The following is a 22,263-nucleotide window of genomic DNA, read 5'->3' as shown; positions in this document are numbered from 1 at the left end:
CGAAGAGGGCATACCCTCGTCGCGAGCTGCGTATTCTAGCGGCGTTGTCCTGTTTGTACAACGCTTGTCTCGCTCGTGTGGCAACACTGCATGAACGGGCCGCTCGGTGACGGCCCACCGCCGTCGTGCTGCTGCCACCAAGACACCCATGCCCGCTCATTTGACAGGCAGCCCGGCGCCGGTTGCCGCTTCACGCGAGGCCGTCTGGCGACCCGGAATCCTCTTACGAAGCTCGACTTTACAGGGCAGCCCGGGGTGGGCACACACGACGGCAATAACGCAGTATTTTCCAATCCAGAGATGAGCCTGAGCAATCCATGTAAAGGCGTCAGTCAGGCGGCCGTTGTTTGGGCCTTGCTGTATTGGTGCGGCTCCCGACTATCAACGGGCGGTGTTCGCCGCGCTGGCGGACGCGGGTGATGCGCTACCCTGGCGCGGTCGGCACCTCGTCGCCGCTGCCGATCGTACGCGGCGCCGGCGGGACCGCCGAAATAGGCATTTTAATGCGCATTGGGGAGACTTTTCAGGCGCTGCGCAACCTCGATACGATAGTGCTCGACATGCGCCACCCCTCACCGATGAACGGCCGGCGGTGCGCCCTATCAAAAGCCTGGACGGCGACAACGATGCCGTGCTGGCGCTGATCGCTGCGGTAAAAAGCGGTCTCTGAGCACCCGCTGGGCCGGGCCGTGGTCGAAGCCGCGCTGGCGCGCGGCCTGGACTTCCCGGAAGGTGGCCGATGTTAACGCCAAATCCGGACGCGGCGTGACCGCACGCAGAGAAGGGGCGACCTATGCATCCGCGGCGTTTGCTCTTCGGCATACCTTCTCTGCAAATCGCCTTCGAGTGTTTTCCCCTATCCAGGCAGGGGCCCTGCCCAATCGTACCGGGCGTGCGCTTCATGGTCGAATCAAGCCATACAGGAATCCGGAATTAGGCCATGGACGAGCAACCGCAACCGGACAGCAACGGCCGCGCCGGCTGGCAGCGTGTTCATATCGGCGACGCCGAGATCGAGCGGCAAGAACACGAATACATGATTCTGGTTTTCCACGCGCTCTATCTGCGTGCCGAGCGGCCCCATGGCATGAATCTGTGGATGACACGGCGGCGGGACACCGGTGTGGATGTCTATATCTCCCCGGCCGCCGTCGCGCATGTCGGCGCTTGGCTGAGCCGTTATCAGGCCGCCGATTCGCCGGCGCCGGTCGAGCCGGTGGTGTTGGTCGCCGGACACCATTACCAGCCCAGCACGTCGGCACACCGACAACCAATCGCCACCCAACGGGCCGCCCGCTGCCGGCGCTACGTGCCCGCCCGCTACCACTACCGCTCGGTTCGCCAATTCGAGGGCCTAGGGGGATACGGGCCGTCATTTTTCGGTACGCTCGATCTAGCCCCTTTCGTCCGCCGATTCGCCTGCGCCTGGGAACTACCCCATCCGGGCCGGGCACGGGAAGACTTCAGGCTGTAAGCAGCCCGACGGTTACCGCCTGCGTTCTCAACCAGGGCCCCGGTAACCGCTCGTCTTCCCAGGGCCGCACTCTCTCACCCCCCTTGGAGAGTGCACCCGGTGGCCTCCGCCAATTGACGGAGGCCATTTTTATATGATGTATCGGCACGCGATGATCGTTGTATGATGCCGTTATAGCCAATCGACGACGTATTTGAGCCCATAAATGACAGAGATCGCGTCCGAGCGGGACACCGGAACGAATACGCATGTCCCGGTGGTCGCCATCGGCGCATCGGCCGGTGGTCTCGAACAGGTTTCGGCACTACTGGCGCACATGCCAGCCGAAACGGGCGCGGCTTTCGTGGTCGTCCAGCACCTGGCGCCTTCGCATGTTTCGCAGCTGCCTGAACTGCTGGCCCGCGCGACGACGCTGCCGGTGGTGACCATCGAAGACAATATGGCGCTGCAAGCCGATCGTGTTTATGTCATGCCCGCCGGCCATGATCTTGGCATCGAGGACGACCTGCTGAAACTGCACCGCAGCGTTTCGCACGAAACCGTGCCCACGGTCATCGACCGTTTCTTTCGCAAACTTGCCGAGGCACGCGGCAGCGAGGCGATCGGTATTATCCTGTCCGGCTCTGGCAGCGACGGCGCGCTCGGCATCAAGGCAATCAAGGCCAGCGGCGGGCTCACCATGGCCCAGAATCCCGACAACGCCGAACACGACGGCATGCCGCGCGCGGCGATCCAGACGTCGGTACTCGATTTCGTGCGCGATACCGTCGATCTAATCGAGCCGCTGACTAATCATCTGCGGCTCAACTCCACTCGGATGCACGGCCCACGGCCCGCCGACGGCAAAGATGACACCGAGAACTCGATTACCGCCGAGCAGCTTGATTCGATCCTCAAGCTGTTGCGCCAGTACAACAGCCGAGACCACTTCGCCTGCTACAAGCCGCGCATGCTCAAGCGCCGAATTCTGCGGCGCATGGGGCTGGCGGCGATCCATACGGTCGACGGCTACATCGAGCGACTCAAGGAAGAGAGCGACGAACGCGCCCGCCTGACGCAGGATTTTCTGATCAGCGTCACCGATTTCTTCCGCGAACCCGCGACCTACAAAACACTCGAAGAGCACGCGATCCAGCCACTGCTGAAAGAGCGCAGCGTCGAGTACCCGCTACGCATCTGGGTGCCGGGCTGTGCGACCGGCGAGGAAGCCTATTCGATCGCCATCCTCGTGTCCGAGGCCATCCAGGCCAGCGGCAAGGATTTCCGCTATACCATCTTCGCCAGCGATATCGACCGGGCCGCGCTGGATGTCGCGCGCACCGGCCTCTATCCGGAATCGATACGCGAGGATATCGGCGACCAGCGCTTGCGCGGTTTCTTCGACAAGGTCGACAGCCAGTACCAGATCAAGCGGGTGATACGCGAACAGATCGTGTTCACTTCGCAGAACCTCATTGATGACCCCCCTTTTTCGCGGCTGGATCTGATCAGCTGCCGCAATCTGCTGATGTATCTCAAGCCCGAGACCCAGAAGCAGGTCATTTCGACCTTTCATTTCGCGCTCAAGTCAGACGGTTTTCTGTTCCTCGGCAATTCGGAAACGCTCAGCGGCCAAGTCGATCTGTTCGAGCCGGTTGTCAACGGCAGCCGGCTGTTCCGTCGCATGGGTCCCGATCAGCGGGGCCGAATACCGCAAGTGTTTTATGGCGACAGCGCCCACAACCTGAAACCGACAGCCGCGCATGCTTCGGGCCGCCCGGATACCGTAGAGAATATCGCGCGCGACGTGCTGCTTCGCGATCACGTGCCCGCAGCGGTACTGGTCAATCGGGCGCTGGATATCCTATGCAGCTACGGGCCCACTGACGATTACTTCAACCTGCCGTTCGGCCAGTCCTCGCTCAACATCGTCGATATGGTGCGTGAGCCATTTCGCAGCCATGTGCGGGCGGTCACCCATCGTGCCTTCACCGAAGGTCACCCGAACGAGGTGACGTCCACGCTCGAAGGCCGCCATGGGGGAAACCTGCTTAATATCCGCGCCCGTCCGATCAAGGAACCGTCCACCGCTCGCGGCCTCGTTCTGGTGACCTTCGAGCGTGTGCAACGAGCGGCCTCAAACCAGCACAAGAACGCCTACCAGAGCGACGTCGAACGCCAACTCGGCGAGGAGCTGGAAGACACCCGGGCTGAGCTCACCAGCACCATTCGGGCGCTGGAGGCCGCCAACGAGGACCTGAAGAGCTCCAGCGAAGAAGTCATGTCGATGAACGAGGAGCTGCAGTCCACCAACGAAGAGTTGGAAACATCCAAGGAGGAACTGCAGTCGCTAAACGAGGAACTGATTACGGTCAACAGCGAGCTGGAAGCCAAGGTCGACGAACTGGAACGGGCCCATAACGACCTGAGCAATCTGTTCTCAGGCACCCAGATCGCCACTCTGTTTCTCGACCGGACTCTGTGCATCAAGCGTTTTACGCCGGCCATCAAGCAGTTGCTGAGCCTGATCAATTCCGATATCGGCCGCCCGCTGACCGACATCACGATGAAGTTCAGCGACCCGGACCTGGTCAGCGACGCCGATGAGGTCATCTCGGAATTATCGGTACGCGAACGCGAGGTGCAGGCCGAAAACGACCGCTGGTATCTACGCCGGGTCTTGCCCTATCGCACCCGCGACAACAGCATCGACGGGGTGGTGATCACGTTCACCGACATCACCGACCTCAAGCGCGCCTTGCTGACGTCGCAGGCCAGCGAGCAACGCCTGGATCTCGCCATGGACGCGATCAACGGCGGCATGTGGGAAATGCAGGTCGACCCGGACAATCCCGGCGCCCTGCCCGATCAAATCTATATGTCGCCGCGCCTGAAACGGCTGATGGGTTTCGAGGACCGCCAGCTCGCCAATTCACTTCAGGCCTGGCAGGAACGCGTACTGCCTGAGGACCGGAAGGCCTTCGTCGACAAGATACCTTTCCAGGGCGGAGCGGCCGACGAGGGCCTGCAGTACCGCATCCGGCACCGGGACGGCAGTATCCGCTGGTTCGCGAGTCACGGCCGACTGGTCGAGGAAAGAGCCTTCGGCACCGCGCGCTGGGTCGGTATCGACCGCGATATCACCGATCTCAAGTATGTCGATTCGCGCGTGCGCCATGCCCAGTGGCAACTTCAGCTGCTGGCCGATGCGCTGCCTACGCTCATCACCTATATCGATACGGATCGAGTGGTGTGTTTTTCCAACGCGGCTCAGCGCCAATGGTTTGAAGCCACCGAGCCGGGCGTCACGCTCGCACAGGCGCTTGGCAATCGGGCCTATCGCGCGCTGGCGCCGTATCTGGACTCCGCCCTGGCGGGCAGAACCACCCACTGTCAGCTGCAATGGAACCAGACCCAGCAAGACAAGCGACTATTGCACGTAAGCCTGGTCCCCCATCATCAAGATCAGGACGTGGTCGGTCTGTATATTCTCATGGCGGATATCAACGATCCCGAACGCCGAGGCGAAGTGGGCCCGGAAGAGGAAAAACGCCTGATCTACATACAGCGCATGGCTACGCTCGGCGAAATGGCCAGCACCCTGGCCCACGACATGGGCCAGCCGCTGAGCGCGATCGGCAATTATGCGGGCGCGCTTACACGCATGCTGCATGCCGGCAAACCCGCCGACGCAACCACGGAAATCGTGCGCCGGATTGCCGAGCAGGTCCAGCTCGCGGGCGATATCATCGAGCAGACCCGTGGCCTCGTCGGCCGGCAGGAAACCGGGAACGAAAAGATCGATATCAACGAACTGGTGCGCCAGGCCACGGCATTAATGGAGTCGAACGCCAACCGCATGAACGTCGACATGCGGGTGGCCACCCATGCATCAATACCGACGCTGACCGGCCATCCGGTACAGATCGAACAGGTCCTGATCAACCTGATCCGCAACGCGCTCGACGCCATGGAAACCGTCGACGAGGACCGCCGCACGTTGCGCGTCACCACCGAACAGCCGGATGATGCGCATGTACGGGTCACCGTCAGCGATACCGGCGAAGGCATCCCTCCGAATCAGATCAGCGCAATCTTCGATTCATTCCATTCGACCAAGCTCAAGGGTATGGGCATGGGTCTGGCCATCAGCCGCACCGTGATCAACTGGCACGACGGCGAACTTTGGGCCGAATCTCGTCTGGGGGAAGGCGCCACCTTCATCTTCGACCTGCCGCTGACGGTGAGCGACGACAAACAAGGCTGATGGTACGCGCCAAAGGCCAGTCGCATCAGTGGCTGATGACTTGTTGCTGAGACCGCGGGTCCGCCTACCGCCTAGCGGGCCGCGATGGACATGCATACCCGTTCGGGTATCGAGCCGGCATGCACCTTGGCCATGACGTTGCCGCGGTGCCGCTCGACCGTTTTCGGACTGATACCCGCAATCCGTGCCATGCCCTTGTTGGAATGGCCTTCGCCCCTCGAGCACATCGGTTTCACGCGTCAGAGCACGCCCCGGCGCGCCCGGATTGTGACCTGTTGCTGATAGTCCTGCAGTCGACAGCGTTCCCGGGGCGGTTCACCTCGCTGGACTTTACGTGAGTGCGTGAATCACTAAGCTAGCTCGCTCGACCGCGTTGTATAAAGCGTATTTTCACCTGGACGCCATGCAGTGACCTGCCCATCCTCAACGCTCATGGGTTACGTTGAGGACGGGGAGGTTTCCACGCAGAGCCACATTCAAGGGCCAATCCATGATGTCTAGCCACCACCCTATAAGGGTAATCGCTACATTCAGGATGTGATTGTCACTATGGCATTTATATTGGATACCGCCAATATATAACCCCAGAATCACCTTAGGTTTGCCCATTCAGCACGATAATTCCAGCATGAATACATCCGAATCATCCACAGTCATTGTGGTGGAAGATGATACTCAAGCAAGCGAGGCAGTCGAAGCGCTGCTGCTGTCCGCAGGCTATGGCTGCAGACGCTTCATTTCGGCCGAAGAGCTATTAGCGCATCGCCTGCCGGAAAGGCGCTACTGTCTATTGCTGGATATTCACCTCGGCGGCATGAGCGGTTTGGCGCTGCAGTGCGAACTCAACAAACGCCTGATCAAGGCACCGGTGATCATCGTAAGCGCCAATGATGATCCAGCCTATCGACAGCGTGCGCTAGAGGAAGGCGCGCTGGCTTTTCTACGCAAACCGTACGATCCGGACACTCTACTCGCCCACGTGTCCAACGCCATGGATGTGATGGATCGATACCGCACAAGGCCCTGTGAGTGATGTGGGTGCCGCCGGTCGCGTTTCCCGTGCGTTCGCGGCCCTGATATCTAGGAACTTCACAAACGCCCCCTAGTAAAAGACCGGGTTCACGCGTTGGCGCCGTTACGCGACCCTATAATCCGACTCTCAAGCCAAACGCGATTAGATGACGAAACTCGGTACGCCGAGGTTACGTGGCCATGCCGTAGCTCACCGGTATCGGATTCCTCTGACCGAAACGCAATTACTCCACGGCGATTACGATCGCATCAGACTTCGCGTCGAACGTACGTATCTGGAGGCGCACTGTCGATCCGGTATGGTGTTTTGTCTTGCGTTCACGGCTGACGGCGGCGCGGCGTTGTATTTCCCACCCAGCGCAGTGACGGTCTGCAGCGGACTGCTCAAGACCCATCGCGGCCGGCCGTGCGACCCGCCCAGTGTTTCAGTGCCGCGAGTGAGCGCCCAGCGTGCTTGGCTGGCCGACGCCAGCGATGAACCCACCGTCCCGACGACAGCCGGACGCGTTCCTAACCCCACCACGGGCAAACGGCATGACTGATGAATACGACGCCCACGTCCGCGCTTGGTGGGGTCATTGCACCGCCCGCGAACGCACGTACTGGCGCAAACAGGCCGCATCGGACGCCCCCGTCGACGCCTGGCGGGCCTATCGAGGCGCGATAACCACAACACAGCCGGTGGCTCGGCGCTGCGATGTGCCCTGCCCGGACTGTGGCCACCGATTTACCGAAGAGTTGGTCTTCCCCGACGGCCGCGCGGTCTTCTGCCGGGCCTGTGGTTACCGGACGCTGGAAGTCACAAAGTCATAGCCGCGCCGACCGACGAATCACGAAAGCCGTAGAACCTGTTTTGGCAACACCCGTCGTCGGATAACGCATTACTGGGGTTTACCCCATACGGGACAAGTAAAAGTCAGCCTACGCAGAGCTTATTCGCAAAGACACAATCATTAACAAATCAGAAGTGTTCAGGTGTAGCCATGGCGCACAGTGGTGCTTCCTTGTCGATTAATACACGCTGGTATCACATCCATCTGGATGCCGGCCATCTGATGGGCGAGGCACACAAACCATTGAAGCTGCTGTTCGAACGATGCTACCTGCAAGCCGGCAAACCGGAAGGCATGGCGCTTTGGTTTGTTCCGCGCGCAGACGGCAGCGTCGATATTTATATTTCGCCGCAATCGGTCGTCGATTTCAGCTTTATGCGGCGTTACCTGCCCACCGCTTGCACCTTACCTGTTGACCATATGTTATGGCTTGCTGGAGATCCTCACGCGTTGTTTCCGGCACCTATAGCATCCACAGCTACCGGCGGCTCTTCCGCTCGAACATTGGCTCGTGTCAAGCCGTCCCTCAAGCCAGGGCAGCCTTGAGCTTCCTTCAAGCCGCATCAGGTCGAAATAATATGCGCGTGTCAGTTGGCGCAGACGAACGAATCAATGGATTCTCGCGCCCAATAAAACAGCGACGCACGGGCTGCGCCCATACGTGGGCGACTCTATTGCTGCCAGGTCACGTGTCCGAAATCAAAATAGAACCATAACGCCTGATTTTATCAAGCGTACTGATTTTTCACAGCTTCGTCCCGAGAAGCATCTTGCCTGTTCGCTCCATCCCAGCAAACGGAGATTCAGATGGTCAATAGCCCACGCACACAAAACACCATGTCGCACGCCGACATGAATCAGACAACGAAAGACGACGAAGCCGGATCGCTGCCTGCCCGCTCGGAAACGGCGCCGCAGTTGATGCAGCACCTGTATGCCGATATGGAGCATCTGTTTCCCGGCACCGGCGCGACTGTCGACCCAGCGGCAACGCCGAATGCAACCCACGGCGGGGGCCCCGACGCTAATCCGGCGAAACGCAGTGAGAATCTCGATCCCGGCGCCGAAGAATCGCAGTGCAAGCGGCGGGCCGAAATATCCAAGCTGTTGAATCAGAGCCTGGCAGATTGTATTGATCTGGAGCGCCAGGCGATTCAAGCGATTTGGAACATCAAAGGTGCGAATGCTATCGCACTCAAAACATGGCTGAAGGAGATCAACAAAACAGCCGCCCTCGAGAGCGAGCGAATCGCCAAGCGCATCACCGAACTCGGGGGAATGGCTGAAGCAACGGTTTCGGCCGTCGCCGCTCGTTCAGGTTTGAGCGAATACTCCCTAGCCATCGGCCGAAGTGAAGGTCAAGCCCTGGCAGTATCTGCGGCGCTAGACGTCTTTGTCGAGTCACTGGCCGAGGATATTATAACTCTGTCGGAGCAAAACGATGTGCGTAGTGAACGCATTCTCAGAGAAACGGCGCAAGCCTTGAGGAACGTCTAATCTAAGCACGCGAATGCAGGGTAATAGTGCTACCGACGCAATACCTCGGTTTCAGCCCTCGGTCGCGCCAGTATTTTCCAATCCAGAGATGAGCCTGAGCAGTCCAGGTGATGGCGTCAGTCAGGCGGCGGGCTCATCTCCCCCTGGAATGTCGCGCTTCGCTCAGGCTCATGTGTCATTGGACAAGGCTAACGCTAGTGCCGATCCTGGGCGACTGGCACAATGGGCGCCGCCTCGCGCGGTTTCGCGCCCGTAGCTCAGGGGATAGAGCAACGGCCTTCTAAGCCGTTGGTCGCTGGTTCGAATCCAGCCGGGCGCGCCATTGCTAGGGCTCGCCGAAAGGCGGGCTCTAGCAATGGCCTATCCAACCAGTATTCGAACCAGCGACAGATGAATAAGCCTGGTTCGACGGATGCGCAGCGCGCATCCGAACGGGGCGGCGTCAGCCGCACCGGCCCGAAGGGTGAGCCGGCACGGCCGGCGAATAATCCAGCCGGGCGCGCCATTGCTAGGGCTCGCCGAAAGGCGGGCTCTAGCAATGGCCTATCCAACTAATATTCGAACCAGCGACAGATGAACAAGCGTGGTTCGACGGATGCGCAGCGCGCATCCGAACGGGGCGGCGTCAACCGCACCGGCCCGAAGGGTGAGCCGGCAACGTCGGCGAATAATCCAGCCGGGCGCCAGTTTTACCGTTCAAATTAAAGACCAAAGCCGGGTCACAGCCGCTTGCCGTCTCACACGGCGCCTCACCCCGGGCGAGTGGCAACGGGTTACGGCGGGCGCTGGTATATATTCAGGCAGACGCCGGCCCTTCGGGTCGCGCGAGGCGGCATGCGCCGCCCCGCGGCTGTGTCGATCGAGGGCCTATTGTTGCTTGAAGTGGGCCCGCAGCACGGCCGCTGCGGGTTTGCCGTCGGCCGTCTTCACCCCGTCCAGCCAGCCGGCAACTTGCTTCAGATGCGAACCGATCCAGCGGTCGGCGACCTGCTGGTGATCCTGATTCTTGTAGCTCGACTCATAGACCCACTGGCTCTGCGTGTCCGAGTCGACCTGGAACTGCCGGAAGAAACGCGTCAGGTTCGGATCGCGCTTGACGAACGCCGAGCTGGCCAGCGTCAGCACCTGGCTGTGGCCGCCATGCGGGCCCCAGAGGCTCTTCGGATCCTTGAGGATATGCATGTCCAGCGCGACCGTCATCCAGTGCGGCTGCCAGCCACAGAACACGATCGGCTTGTGGTGGTCGATCGCCCGCTTGGCCTCGGCGAGCATGGCAGCGGTGCTGCTATGGGCCATGTGCCAGTCGCCCAGACCGTAGATATTATTCTTGATGGCTTTTTGGACGATATTGTTGGCGCCGCTGCCGGGCTCGATGCAGTGTATGGTCGAATTGAACTTGTCGGCATACTGCGCGAGCTGGCGATCGCTGGTCAGCCCCTGCTTGACCATGAATTTTGGTACAGCGAAACCGGAGGTGGCACCGGTCAGGTTTTCGCCGAGCTTCACGATCTTGCCCTTCTTGACATAGGGCATGAAGCTGGAAGCCTGCCCCGGCGACCAGGCCGACAGATTCACGTCCACCCGCCCCTGCGACAGGCTGAGATAGACGATCGGCGCGCTGGCCTTGACGAACTTAACGTCGTAGCCGAGCGGCTTGAGGATCTCGCCGACCACCTGGCTCTTGATGGTCACCCCCGGCCACGGCGGCATGCCGATTTTTACCGTCTCGCCCGATCCGGACTGTGCGGCCAGCGCCAGCGGCGAACAGGCCAGCATCGCGGCCGTAACCAGCAATAGCCCCGCGATACCGCGGTTCATGAATCGTTTATTCATCGTCGACTCCCTTTCTCGTTTTTCGATACGAACAGCTCACGGCCGGTCATCCGCCTTCCAGACCAACCGGGGCTCGTTGCAAGTCAGAACCTATCCAACCATAGCCGACCGACGCGGCGCGCGTTCGTGCCGGCCCGGCTTCTGCGACGCGTGCGGATCGAACGGGTTCGCACGATAAGCACGGCCGGCAAGCTCGGCCACGCCTGTAGACCCCAGACCCATGCCCATCGATATTCGGCGAGAAACTGGCCTCGTCCGCGAGCACGTGGCGCGCCGGCCACTGGGATTGCCGCATGCCCCGGCGCGTTCAGGCTTCGGTGACCGGCGTGCGTTCCAGGCCCTGGAATTCCACGAATTCCTGCATGCGCTCCCACAGTCGGTCGCCGTAGACATAGCCGCCGTCACCCACCGCATCGGGGGCTGCGATATACGCATCGATCGCCGGCTCGAAGAAGAACGGGATCGAATGCCGCGAACGGGTTCCGCCGACGATACGATGCTCGGTGGCCTGGATGCGCCCGCCCGACCAATCGGCCAGCAACCGGCCGAAGTTGACCACCAAGGCATTCTCGCGCGGCGGCACGTCCTCCCAGGCACCGTCCGGCATGCGCACCTGCAGCCCGCCGACCCGGTCCTGCCAGAGCAGCGTGATGAAGCCGTTGTCGCAGTGCGGCACGCCGACCAGCCAGCGCCGCTTATCGCCGTGGCCATCGACCGCGGGCATGGCATCCAGCGTCGCGGCCGGGCGTTCGGGATAATGGATCAGCCGCAGCGTCGAGTTGCCGTGATCGAATGGCCGCAACAGGTTGTCGCGGTCGATGGCCAGGCCTTCGGCCAGCGCGCCGGCAATCACGCCGCCCAGATTTTCCATGGCACGGTAGTAAGTCGCCACATCGTCCGCCCAGCCCGGCAGCGCCGATTCCGCTGGCCGCGGCGTCGGCTCGCGCAGCGGATCGCCGCTTTGCGTATCGGCGCGCTCGGGGTGGGCGATGTCCGGGCCGAGATCGATGCCTTCCTTCCAGGTCGGGTCTTCGTCCTGGGGCGGAAAGTAGCCGCGATAGACATTGCGATTGGCGGCTACGAACTTGTGCCGGGCGAGCTGCTGCTTGTGGGTTTCGTCGAGTTCGAAGAAGCGCAGCAGCCGGGCGTGGATATCGTCGGCGAGATGCAACTGGTCCGGCGCGATACCGACGCTCATGAAGCCGGAATCGCAGGCCGCGTCGACGATGGCGGCGATCGTCCCGCCCCGCCCGGACTGGTCGGCAAGCAGCGGCGTCAAATCGATGTGGGGGATCAGGGTTTGGCTCATGGGGTTCGCATCGGGCTTGTGCTGCAGCCCGTTGTAGCCGGGACGCAGCGATGGATGGAGCGCGCGCTTCAGCGATCCAGCAGGCGCGCATCGAAGGGGTAGTCGGACAGCAGTTCGACCTCGCCATCGTCGCGGATATAGAGCTGTTGTTCGAGTTTGACGCCCTCGCCGCCATCCTCGTGGCCGATAAAGCTTTCCACGCACAGGGTCATGCCGGGCTGCATCACGCCATCGTAGCCCTTGTCATCGATATCCTCGCGATGAACGATGTAGGGATATTCGCCGGTCATGCCCACGCCATGGGCGAGCGCGAAGTAGCGGCGGGCCTTATAGGCCGGCGGGATCTGCCAGGCCCGCTCGGCATATTCCTTGAACGATACGCCGGGCGCGATGCCGGCCATGTTGGTCTGGATCTGGTCGTAGGCCATGCGATACAGATCCCGTTGCGCGGCCGTGGCCGGCTGGTCGCCACAGAGGAAGGTGCGCGAGAAATCCGCGTAGTAGCCGTAGCGGCCAACCACGTCGGTATCCAGCGCCACCAGCTCGCCGGCCTGCATCACCCGGTCCGAGCATTCCTGGAACCAGGGGTTGGTGCGCGGCCCGGAATTCATCAGCCGGGTTTCGACGTAGTCGGCGTCGGTGGCGATGATGTGCTGGTGCAGATTCGACCAGACCTCGTTCTCGGTCGCACCCGGCCGGATCGCGGCTTCGAGCTTGCGCACGCCGGTCTCGACCGCACGCAGCGAGCTGCGGATCATCTTGATCTCGTTGGGCACCTTGATCGCCCGCGCCCGCTCCAGCGGCACCTGGGCGTCACGGATCCGCCAACCGCGCTCGACCAGGGCGAAGGCCGCATGCGAGGTGGCACTCTCGATGGCGACCTGATCGCCCTCGCTGCCGCCGCAGTCGCGCACCAGGCGGTCGATCTCGTCGGCCCAGGCCTGGGTGGTCTGCTTTAGATGGTCGTCGCAGAAATAATACGAGATCGCGGTCGCCGGCCGGATCTCGTCGACCGTCGGCAGATGGGCGGCCAAATGCTCACAGCCGGAGAACTCGAACAGTACCACCGGCCCCTCCGCCGGCACGAAAGCATAGCGCGCCGGGTTGCGGGCCGAATAGACCTGCATATTGCGCGAGCCGGTGGCGTAGCGCACATGAGTCGGGTCGAACAGGACTGCCGCCACGATGTCCCGCGCCTTGAGCTGGGCCCGGGTCGCGGCCAGCCGGTCGCGCAGGATCTGTTCGATCTCGGCGGGGGTCGGCTCGCACAGCTCGGGCGCGTGGGTCGGCGGGCGGATGCCGTTGTCCTGGAGAACAGTCGTCGTCATATCGTCTCGTCGCTTCGCGGCCCGGCGGGCCGGTGATCGTTCGCGGTCGGCCGCGTCCTTCAGTCGAGCAGCCCGTCGGCGCGCTCCACGCGCTCGCGTTCGGCCCGGATATGGGCTTCGGACACCCGCCCGTAGAGCTGGCGAGTGCGCTCCAGCCGGCCGACCACGCCGGGCTGCTGCGAATAGGCGAAGATCGCGGTATGGCGCTGGCGCTCGCCGCCGACCTCGGTCACGCGATGCAGCGAATAACGGCCCTTGAACAGCTGCAGATCGCCCGGCTCCAGGCGTAGCGTCTTGGGCGTGTCGGTATCCTCGCCGCGGATTACCGCACCCACGCGGCCGTAGTTCTCGCCGGCCGCAGAGCGGATATTCGGGCAGTACTGGAACTCGCCGCCGATGTCCGGTTTTTCGGTCATCATGGTGACGATGTACTCGTTGGTGTCGTAATGCCACGGCTGGCAGGTGCCCGGCGGCAACACGTTCTGCACCAGCCCCGCGAAGGGGTCGGCATACTCGAAGACTTCCGCCTCACCGATACAGGCTGCGACCAGCCGCTTCATTGCTGGCGAGACATAGAGCTGCTGGATCACCATATCTGCCGGAATCATGTCGCGGGTCACGAAACCGCTGGTGCGATCCATGAAGATGCGCCGCGGATCGCTCTCGTCCAGGCTCGGATCGTCGCGGGTGAACCAGGCATTGACCCGGGCGCTGGAATAGAAAGTCTTTTGCGCCAGCTGACGGCCCTCGGCACGTGCCCGTGCCAGCGCATCGGCGCGCATGAAGCCACGCAGCACCGCGCAACCGTCGGCGTCCAGATCGGCGCGCACGCGCTCGATCACGTCTTGCATGCGCGACCCGGCGAAATCCGCGAGCGGATAGCGTTCGGTATCCACCAGATCGCTCAGATCAGTCCGTTCGGCATCGGCCAGGACCACGGCTGCTTCGCTCATGCTTTCCTCTCTCGATCATGCACTGTAAATCCGTCGGCCAGCCGCGCCGCAATGACCCGGCGCGCCGACCTGACTTATGCTGAGAGCCATCGATCGATTTGAGAAACGAGTTATTCCAATGGATTCCATCGGTGAGCCTCATGGATCGCCGGCAGCGGTGCTCGACAGCGACCTGCTCGCCGCCTTCGTGGCGGTTGCCGAAACCGGCGGCTTCACCTCGGCCGGTCAGTACCTGCACAAGACGCAGTCCACGGTCAGCCTGCGAATCCGCACGCTCGAGACCCGACTCAACACGCGGCTGCTGCACCGCACCAGCCGCCAGCTGGCCCTGACCGCCGACGGCCAGACTTTTCTGGTCTACGCCCGGCGCCTGTTGCAACTCCAGCGCGAGGCCGTCAGTGCGGTCGGGCCGTCCGCCCAACCGACCACGCTCCGTTTCGGCCTGCCCGAGGACTACGCGGAAACCTGGTTGCCACAGGTGCTGCGCGCCTTCGCGGCCTCGCATCCGGCGGTCCGCCCGCATATTCATTGCCGCATGTCGACCGAACTCATCGAACAACTCGAGGCCGGCGCGCTGGATCTCGTGCTCACGGTGCAGCACTCGGCGGCCAGCACCGCCCGACGCGTGGGCACCGAAACCCTGGTCTGGGCCGCCCACCGCGATTTCGAACTCGTTCCCGACCAGCCGGTACCGCTGGCGCTGTTCCCCGAGCAATGCGCCTACCGCCGCCGGGCGCTGGAAGCCCTCACGCGTATCGGCCGAACATGGCAGATCGACTATACGAGCCAGAGCCCGACCGGCCTGCGTGTGGCGGTCGATCAAGGCCGCGCGGTGACGATCACCGGCCGGCGCACTCTGCCGCCGGGCTGGCACACGCTGGGCGAAAAAGCCGGCCTGCCGCAATTACCGGAGGCGGTACTGGAAATTCATCGCTCCCCGAGCGTCCAGCATCCGGCCTTCGATGCGTTTACGGCCCTGGTCGAACAGACCCTCGACGCAGCGGCGGCCGAGCCGGGCGCTACCGGTTGATCGCGAGTCGAGCCTCAGTGGAAGAAAACCGTCCTCGAATGAACGCCAATAAACGAAAATAATTCGCCTATGTCGGCCGTATCGACTTCCTCGGCATTGAGTCGCTGCGCGACATGCGGGATGCCGAGCACGAGCGACACCCCGGCGATGGCCACGATCACCCGTTCGATGAACAACAACTCATACGTGATGGTGAAGCCCGAGGCCATGGACACCGCGCCGCACACCGCCTGCATCGCGGCAAAGGCGCGCGGTGCGCCGAAGCCGTCCAACGGCACGCCGGGCTCGAAACGGCCGCCGTCGAAGAAACGGTCCGGACCCATGCTGATGCGCTCGCCGAGCGCGGCATCCGACCCGCAGCGCTCGTGTTTGCTTTCGGTTTTGTAGCCGCCCACCGTTGCGGCGCCCCGGGTTCGACGCACAGCGTGCGATAAATGTCCGGGCGGCAAGACCGCGCAGGCCGGCACGTCGGCGTCGGAACCCGGGCCGATCACCACGTTGTCGTATATCGCCGCCCAGGCCCCCTGGCGCTCCAACCGGACGTCCAGTGCTTGCTGCGCGAAAACCCAGCTCTTTCGCGGCCACCAACGGCGCACAGTCGGCCGCAAAAGTTTAACGCACCGTACCGGCGGCCCGTTAGCCGACCAGCCGGCCGTTGGCGACAGCCGGTCGGATCGTTATTCCGGGTCAAGGGCCGCCGCAACAATGCGCGCGGCCAGCCCCTGCGACACTACTGGCCGAGATGGTGCTGTTTCACCCAGTCTTCGGCGACGGTTTCCGGGTCGTCGTGCTTCACGCTGACCCGCTGGTTCATGCGCTGGAGGTCTTCGGTGGTCAGCTGCGCCGAGACATCATTCAGCGCCTTGCGAATCTTCGGTGTGAGTATCGCCTTGCGGGCGACCGGCAGGATGTTCTGCGCCGGCACGAGGTTCTTGTTGTCCTTGAGCAGGACCCAGCCGCGATCCGAAATCACGCCCTGGGTGGTGAACATGCGTGCCACGTCGATCGCACCGCTGGCCAGTGCGCTCTGGGTGAGCGGTCCACCGGCATCCAGCGCCCGGAAGTTCTTGAACTGCACGCCGTAGACCTGCTTGAGACCCGGCACGCCGACATAGCGCGTTTTGGCCTCGGGCGGGCCGCCGAACGTGAGCTGGCCGGCCACCGGCTTGAGGTCGGCGATCGTCTTGAGATGATATTTGCGGGCGGTGGCCGGGGTGACCACCAGGCCGTCCTTGTCCTGCGCCGACGAGGCCTTCAGGGCGACGATGCCCTTGGGCAGGTTTTGTCGCAGCGCCTTGAGCACCGCGGCCTGCTTGTGCGCCTTGGACTTGCCGTTGGTGAGAAAGCCCAGCAGCGCGCCCGAATATTCGGGCAGCACATCCAGCTCGCCGGATTTCAGCGCCGGGAACACGACTTCGCGCGAGCCCAGGTTGAGCCGTTTCTTCACTGTCACGCCGCGCGCTTCGAGTACGTCGGTATAGATATTGGCGAGAACCAGCTGTTCGGTGAAGTTGGTCGAGCCCACGACCACCGGTTTGCTGGCCGCCGAAGCCTCACCGGCGATGAACCCGGTCGCCAGCGCACAGGCCAGCAGGAGTGACAGTTTCTTCATGTGTTGTTTTTCCATTCGTGTAAATGCCCTCGATCGATCATGACAGATGTGTGGCACCACGCCACACCCTCAGCGCACCAGTCCCGGCGACTGCACCAGTTTCTGCAAACCGGCCAGGCTGGCCTCGGTCAGCACGGCGAGCACCGCCACCACGATCGCGCCGCCGACCACCTGGGCGAGTTGTTGCTGGGCCAGGCCGTCGATGAGATAACGCCCGAGGCCCCCAAGGCCGACATAGGCCGCGAGCGTGGCGGTGGACATGACCTGTACGGCGGAGGTTCGAACCCCGGCCATGATCAACGGCAGCGCAATCGGCAGTTCGACCTGCCACAGGCGTTGCCAACGAGTCAGGCCCAGCGCGGCCGCCGATTGCCGCACCGCCGGATCGACCGACTGCATGCCGACATAGCTGTTGGTGACCATCGGCGGAATGGCGAGGGCTACCAGCGCGACGAGCACGGGGATCACACCGAAGCCTACCAGCAGGAACATCAGAATGATCAACCCGAAAGACGGGATCGCGCGGCCGATATTGGCGATATTGATCGCGATGAGCCCGCCCCGGCCGTAGTGGCCGAGCCCGATGCCGACCGGCAGCGCGAGCGCCGCGGCGATCACGGTCGAGACCGCGACGTAACCGATGTGCTGGCCGATCCGATGCGGCAGGCCGTCCACGCCCTGCCAATGCGTCGGGTCGACAAACCAGTGCCAGACCTGGCCGACGATATTCGCGCTACCGCCTTCCTCCAGGCCCAGCGCCGACGCCGAGCCCACCACCAGACAGGACAGCGCCGCCACCAGCGCGAGACGCCAGACCACGCCCGCGCCGCTCATGCGCGCCGCCCCCGGTTCCAGGGCGTGATCAGCCACAACAGCCCGGCGAGCGACAGATCGACCGCCACCGCCAACGCGATCGAGAGCACGAAGCCCACCAGCAGCGGCGTCGTGAAATGCAGGGTGAAGCCGGAGATGAACAGCCGGCCGAGCCCGCCCTGCCCGATCAGTGCGGTCACCGTGACCAGGCCGATGGTGGTGATGGCCGCGATGCGCAGGCCGGCCATGATCACCGGCAGCGCGATCGGCAGTTCGACGGTCAGCAACTGGCGCGTGCGCGAATACCCGAGCGCCCTGGCGGCCTCGCGTACGTCGAAGGGCACACCCCGCAGACCCTCCACGATATTGCGGAACAGGATCAGCAGCGTATAGATCGTCAATCCGATCAGCGATGTCGCCATCGACAGCCCGGTGAACGGAATCAGCAGGATGAACAACGCCAGCGAGGGCACAGTGAACAATATCCCGGTCACCGCCAGTGACGGGCCGTACAGGCGCGGCCAGCGGATCGCGGCCAGCGCCAGCGGGAAGGCGATGGCGAAACCGAACAAAAGTGCCAGGCCGGTCAGCTCCACGTGCTGGATGAGCTGGGCCAGGATGTCGTCGGCGTGGCGGCCGATCCAGTCCCAGCGGATCAACACAGTGCCCGGTTCAGGCTGGACTGGTCGAGCAGACCGTCGAAGCGGCCGGCACCGTCGAGGCGTGCCACCACACCGAGCGGCGCGAGCACCAGCGCGCCGAGCGCGGCGCGCAGCGTCTCGTGGGCGGCCACGGTCGCATCGAAACGCTCGGCGGGGCGCGTGGTGTCGGCGCGATAGGCCGCGACCCGGTGCCAGCCGGCAACGCGCCGTTCGTCGTCAAGCACCAGCACCCAGTCGGTACCCGCCTGCCGGCTCGCCCGGACTGCGGTCTCGGCATCGGCGCCGCGCGCAATGATCGGCGCCTCGATCGGCGTGGCACGGCTCGCACTGATCAACGACAACCGCTTGAGCTGCGGCTCGGCGCCGAGAAAATCCACCACGAAGTCGCTTTGCGGCGACGCCAGCAGCGCATCCGGGGTGGCGAACTGAGCCAGATGCCCGCCCTCGCCGAACACCGCTATGCGATCGCCCAGGCGAATGGCTTCGTCGATGTCGTGGGTGACGAAGACGATGGTCTTGCCGAGGCGTTCCTGCAGCGCCAGGAATTCGTCCTGCAGCCGCTTGCGCACAATCGGGTCGACCGCGGCGAACGGCTCGTCCATGAGCATGATCGGCGGATCGGCGGCCAGCGCGCGGGCCACGCCCACGCGCTGCTGCTGCCCGCCGGAGAGCTGGTGCGGATAGCGCGCGACCATGTCGGCGTCCAGCCCGACCGTGTCGATCAGTTCGTCCACACGCGCGGCGATGCGTTTCTTGCCCCACCCGAGCAGACGCGGCACGGTCGCGATGTTGTCGCCGATCGTGCGGTGCGGGAACAGCCCGGAATGCTGCATGACGTACCCCATGCCACGACGCAGGTCGGTGAGGCTGCGCGAGCGGACATCCTGGCCGTCGACCGCGATGGTGCCTTCGCTGGCTTCATCCAGCCGGTTGATCATGCGCAGCGAGGTGGTCTTGCCACAGCCCGACGGGCCGACCAGTACAGTGAGCTCGCCAGTGGCCATGGTCAGGTCAAGCGAATCGACCGCGACCGTGCCATCCGGAAATCGTTTGGTGACAGAAGAGAATTCGATCAAGAGGCGATCCGGCAAAAAGCAGACAGTCGAAATTGCAATCGAGGCGCGCGCGGTGCAACCGCTATCGACATACGCGGTTTCATAGTCATAAGGATGCAATCAATCGTCGCCGATTCCGGCCATACGTTCCAGTGCGCGGCGATCCAGGCAACGATAAGCGAACGCCGGCCGGCCGATCTGGCCGTAGGCGAAGGTCTCGTCGAGGATGTCGCAGGACACCAGATACCGCAGATACTTGCGTACCGATACCCGGGACATGCCGGTGCGTTCGGTCACCGCCTCGGTGGCAAAACTCTCGGGGCCGACCACCAGCAGCGCGGCCGCGATCTGGGCGAGCGTTCGCGCGGTCAGCCCCTTGGGCAGCTCGTCGGCGCGCAGGCTCGGGCGCGAACGGGTCCGGAACAACGCATCCAGCGCGCGCTGATCGACCGGCCCGGCCAGATCCTTGAGCGCGTGACGGCGCCGGCGCGCGGCGTCGATCGCGTCGGCGAACCGCTCGAAGGTGAAGGGTTTGATGAGATAATCCGTCACGCCCAGACGCCGGGCCGCGCGTACGGTTTGCGGTTCGCTGGCGGCGGTGATGAGCACGATATCCACCTCGGGCCGGTGCACGTAGAGCCATTCCGCCACCTCCAGTCCGCTGCGGCGACCGAGGTATACATCGAGCAGCACCAGATCGATCGTTTCCCGTTCCAGCACGGCCAGGGCGCTGACCACATCGCTGCAGCGGCTGATCAGGCGCATGCCCGCCACGCGTGCCAGATAGGCGGCGTTGAGCTGGCCGACCATCGGGTCATCCTCGACAATCAGCACGTTCATACCGCCCCCCGGTATGGGCAAGTGATCTCGACCAGTGTGCCGCGATCGGGTTCGGAATAGATCGCAAGCGAGCCGCCGACCGCCGCCAGCCGGGTTTCCACCAGATGCAGCCCGAGGCCGCGTTGTGCCCCCTTGGACGACACCCCGGCCTCGCGGGCACGATCGAGCAACTCCGCGGCCATACCGTGGCCGTTGTCCTGCACGACCACGGCCAGCATATCGGCCTCCAGCGCCAGGGTGAGCGCCACCACCGGCGCCGCGCACCCGGCCGTCGCCTCGAAGGCATTGTCGAGCACGTTGCCGATAATCGTCACCAGCCCGTGCAGATCGTAATCGGCCGCGGCGGGCGGAATGACCGCGTCGACCGCGATGCGCAGATCGATCGCCTGTTCGCGGGCCTCGTTCTGCTTGCCGATCAGAAAACCGGCCAGAATCGGCTCGGCCACCCGCTCGACCAGCGATTCGGTGGCCGCCGCGCGCAAGTCCACCAACTCGCGTACGTAACCGGACAGCGTGGCCACATCGCCGGCCTGGGTGAGCCCCAGGATCACGTGCAGCTTATTCTTGAAATCGTGCGTGGTCGCGCGCAGCGCCCGGGCATAGCGGCGCACCCCGGTCAACTCCTCGCCGAGACGCTGCAATTCACGGCTGTCGCGGAAGGTGACCACACTGCCGGCCGGGGATGTCGCGCCCATCGGCCTCAGACTGCCCAGAAAACGCCGGCCGCCAATCTCCAGATCGAGATCCACGTTCTGGCCCCGCCGCCCGGCGTTGCGCCGCGGGTCGTCCATGATATCGCCCACCGCCGGGCCACGCGCCGCCGCGGCCTCCAGCAGCCGCCGTGCCGCCGGATTGACCAGCCGTACCCGGCCGGTTGCGTCGCGCACGATCACGCCTTCGTGCATGGCATCGAGCACGGCGCGATGCTCGGCCACCAGGTGCGCGATATCGTCGGGCTCCATGCCCATCAACCGGCGTTTGATGGTCGCCGCAAGCCAGGCCGCGCCCCCACCGCCGAGCGCGAGCACCAAGCCGAGCCAGGCCAGCAACCGCGAGCGCGAATCGCCGCGGAGCGGCGCCAGGCGCGATTGCGTCACGCCGACCGACACCGCGCCGACCACCGGGCCCGCGGTGCTACGCACCGGGGCGAATCCGCGCACGCTCTGGCCCAGCGTGCCCTCGGCCACCGACACATAATGCCGCCCGGCCAGCGCCGGGCCTTCGTCGCCACCGCGAAAATGATGCCCGATGCGCGCCGGGTCGGGATGCGTCAACCGGTGCGCCCGGGTATCCATGACCACGATGAAATCGACGCCAAGCCGCCTGCGCAGTCTTTCAATGCGCTGCTGAATGGCCGCGTTCGGATCGTAGTCATGCGGCGCCGACAACGCGTTCACCACCATCGGCATGTCCGCCACCGTCATCGCGACGTTCTCGACGCGCTGGCCCTGCACGCGCTCCACCGTGCGCGTCAGCTGGCTGCTGAACAGACACCAGGCCAGCACCAGCGACGACAGAATCATCGCGAATGCGAGACAGGCCGTCAGCGCCGCTAGGCTGATACCCCGCCGTCTGCCCGGCTGCGCCGGGGTCGCGACGTTCGACGAAGGTGTCATTTTCGCCGGCGCTTTCCTGCGCCCACCCACGCCGGCTCGCTTTCTAAAGTTTCAAAACGATTGTTCAAGTTGCAAAACCCTCCCCCTACGCCGGTCTTCTCCTAATCTGGCTTCGCAGCCGATCCCGCAG

Annotated in this window: 18 protein-coding genes and 1 tRNA gene; 7 read left to right on the top strand and 12 right to left on the bottom strand. The window is 63.6% G+C overall.

The annotated features are described in order from the left end of the window. Positions 1–940 precede the first annotated feature (940 nt). Positions 941–1,474: a hypothetical protein gene (locus SALB1_RS11805; protein WP_109994051.1), complete on the top strand. Its 534-nt coding sequence runs from the start codon at positions 941–943 to the stop codon at positions 1,472–1,474. Positions 1,475–1,679: 205 nt separating this feature from the next. Continuing rightward, entirely contained in the window at positions 1,680–5,720 is a 4,041-nt protein-coding gene (locus tag SALB1_RS11800) for a chemotaxis protein CheB (protein WP_109994050.1), read from the top strand. Between the two features lie 71 nt (positions 5,721–5,791). On the opposite strand, the gene SALB1_RS11795 is transcribed toward SALB1_RS11800, so the two are convergent. Further along, the gene (locus SALB1_RS11795; RefSeq protein WP_109994049.1) at positions 5,792–5,947 is read right to left on the bottom strand and encodes a LuxR C-terminal-related transcriptional regulator; all 156 of its coding nucleotides are present in this window, start codon (positions 5,945–5,947) and stop codon (positions 5,792–5,794) included. Between the two features lie 401 nt (positions 5,948–6,348). On the opposite strand from SALB1_RS11795, the gene SALB1_RS11790 reads away from it, so the two are divergent. From SALB1_RS11790 to SALB1_RS11780, 4 genes are all read left to right on the top strand, one after another. Continuing rightward, on the top strand, positions 6,349–6,753 hold the full coding sequence (locus SALB1_RS11790) for a response regulator transcription factor (protein ID WP_109994048.1): 405 nt from the start codon (positions 6,349–6,351) through the stop codon (positions 6,751–6,753). Between the two features lie 982 nt (positions 6,754–7,735). Further along, positions 7,736–8,131, top strand: coding sequence for a hypothetical protein (locus SALB1_RS18780; protein ID WP_145961311.1), 396 nt, complete (start codon positions 7,736–7,738; stop codon positions 8,129–8,131). Positions 8,132–8,422: 291 nt separating this feature from the next. After that, positions 8,423–9,082: a ferritin-like domain-containing protein gene (locus tag SALB1_RS11785; protein WP_222843031.1), complete on the top strand. Its 660-nt coding sequence runs from the start codon at positions 8,423–8,425 to the stop codon at positions 9,080–9,082. A gap of 246 nt (positions 9,083–9,328) precedes the next feature. After that, positions 9,329–9,404, top strand: a tRNA-Arg gene (locus SALB1_RS11780). A gap of 545 nt (positions 9,405–9,949) precedes the next feature. Here SALB1_RS11780 and SALB1_RS11775 read toward each other — a convergent pair. From SALB1_RS11775 to SALB1_RS11760, 4 genes are all read right to left on the bottom strand, one after another. Continuing rightward, complete coding sequence (locus SALB1_RS11775) at positions 9,950–10,915, bottom strand: glycine betaine ABC transporter substrate-binding protein (RefSeq protein WP_109994046.1); 966 nt, start codon at positions 10,913–10,915, stop codon at positions 9,950–9,952. Between the two features lie 307 nt (positions 10,916–11,222). After that, positions 11,223–12,224 carry a 2OG-Fe(II) oxygenase family protein gene (locus tag SALB1_RS11770; RefSeq protein WP_109994045.1) on the bottom strand — a complete coding sequence of 334 codons (1,002 nt, stop codon included), beginning with the start codon at positions 12,222–12,224 and terminating at the stop codon, positions 11,223–11,225. A gap of 68 nt (positions 12,225–12,292) precedes the next feature. Beyond that, complete coding sequence (locus SALB1_RS11765; RefSeq protein WP_109994044.1) at positions 12,293–13,552, bottom strand: Xaa-Pro peptidase family protein; 1,260 nt, start codon at positions 13,550–13,552, stop codon at positions 12,293–12,295. A gap of 59 nt (positions 13,553–13,611) precedes the next feature. Then, complete coding sequence (locus SALB1_RS11760) at positions 13,612–14,505, bottom strand: hypothetical protein (protein ID WP_109994043.1); 894 nt, start codon at positions 14,503–14,505, stop codon at positions 13,612–13,614. Positions 14,506–14,623: 118 nt separating this feature from the next. Here SALB1_RS11760 and SALB1_RS11755 point away from each other — a divergent pair, with 118 nt between their 5' ends. Beyond that, positions 14,624–15,535 carry a LysR substrate-binding domain-containing protein gene (locus SALB1_RS11755; RefSeq protein ID WP_179950663.1) on the top strand — a complete coding sequence of 304 codons (912 nt, stop codon included), beginning with the start codon at positions 14,624–14,626 and terminating at the stop codon, positions 15,533–15,535. 14 nt (positions 15,536–15,549) lie between these two features. Here SALB1_RS11755 and SALB1_RS11750 read toward each other — a convergent pair whose 3' ends face one another. The 7 genes from SALB1_RS11750 to SALB1_RS11720 all read right to left on the bottom strand — a co-directional run bounded on the left by SALB1_RS11750 (position 15,550) and on the right by SALB1_RS11720 (position 22,040). Next, positions 15,550–16,071 carry a hypothetical protein gene (locus SALB1_RS11750; protein WP_109994041.1) on the bottom strand — a complete coding sequence of 174 codons (522 nt, stop codon included), beginning with the start codon at positions 16,069–16,071 and terminating at the stop codon, positions 15,550–15,552. Positions 16,072–16,265: 194 nt separating this feature from the next. Then, the gene (locus SALB1_RS11745; protein WP_199678780.1) at positions 16,266–17,147 is read right to left on the bottom strand and encodes an ABC transporter substrate-binding protein; all 882 of its coding nucleotides are present in this window, start codon (positions 17,145–17,147) and stop codon (positions 16,266–16,268) included. A gap of 69 nt (positions 17,148–17,216) precedes the next feature. After that, entirely contained in the window at positions 17,217–18,017 is an 801-nt protein-coding gene (locus SALB1_RS11740; protein WP_199678779.1) for an ABC transporter permease, read from the bottom strand. Next, entirely contained in the window at positions 17,978–18,622 is a 645-nt protein-coding gene (locus SALB1_RS11735; RefSeq protein WP_109994038.1) for an ABC transporter permease, read from the bottom strand. The genes SALB1_RS11740 and SALB1_RS11735 overlap by 40 nt, the downstream gene beginning before the upstream one ends. Beyond that, a complete protein-coding gene (locus SALB1_RS11730) occupies positions 18,616–19,698 on the bottom strand; it encodes an ABC transporter ATP-binding protein (RefSeq protein ID WP_109995405.1) in 1,083 nt (360 codons plus the stop codon). Before SALB1_RS11730 ends, SALB1_RS11735 begins: the two co-directional genes overlap by 7 nt. A 99-nt stretch (positions 19,699–19,797) precedes the next feature. Further along, positions 19,798–20,517, bottom strand: a complete 720-nt coding sequence (locus SALB1_RS11725) for a response regulator (RefSeq protein WP_109994037.1) — start codon at positions 20,515–20,517, stop codon at positions 19,798–19,800. Continuing rightward, on the bottom strand, positions 20,514–22,040 hold the full coding sequence (locus SALB1_RS11720) for an ATP-binding protein (RefSeq protein ID WP_109994036.1): 1,527 nt from the start codon (positions 22,038–22,040) through the stop codon (positions 20,514–20,516). The genes SALB1_RS11725 and SALB1_RS11720 overlap by 4 nt, the downstream gene beginning before the upstream one ends. Between the last annotated feature and the right edge of the window lie 223 nt (positions 22,041–22,263).

Source organism: Salinisphaera sp. LB1 (assembly GCF_003177035.1).
Lineage (GTDB): Bacteria > Pseudomonadota > Gammaproteobacteria > Nevskiales > Salinisphaeraceae > Salinisphaera.
This window is presented reverse-complemented; position numbering and strand designations above follow the sequence as displayed.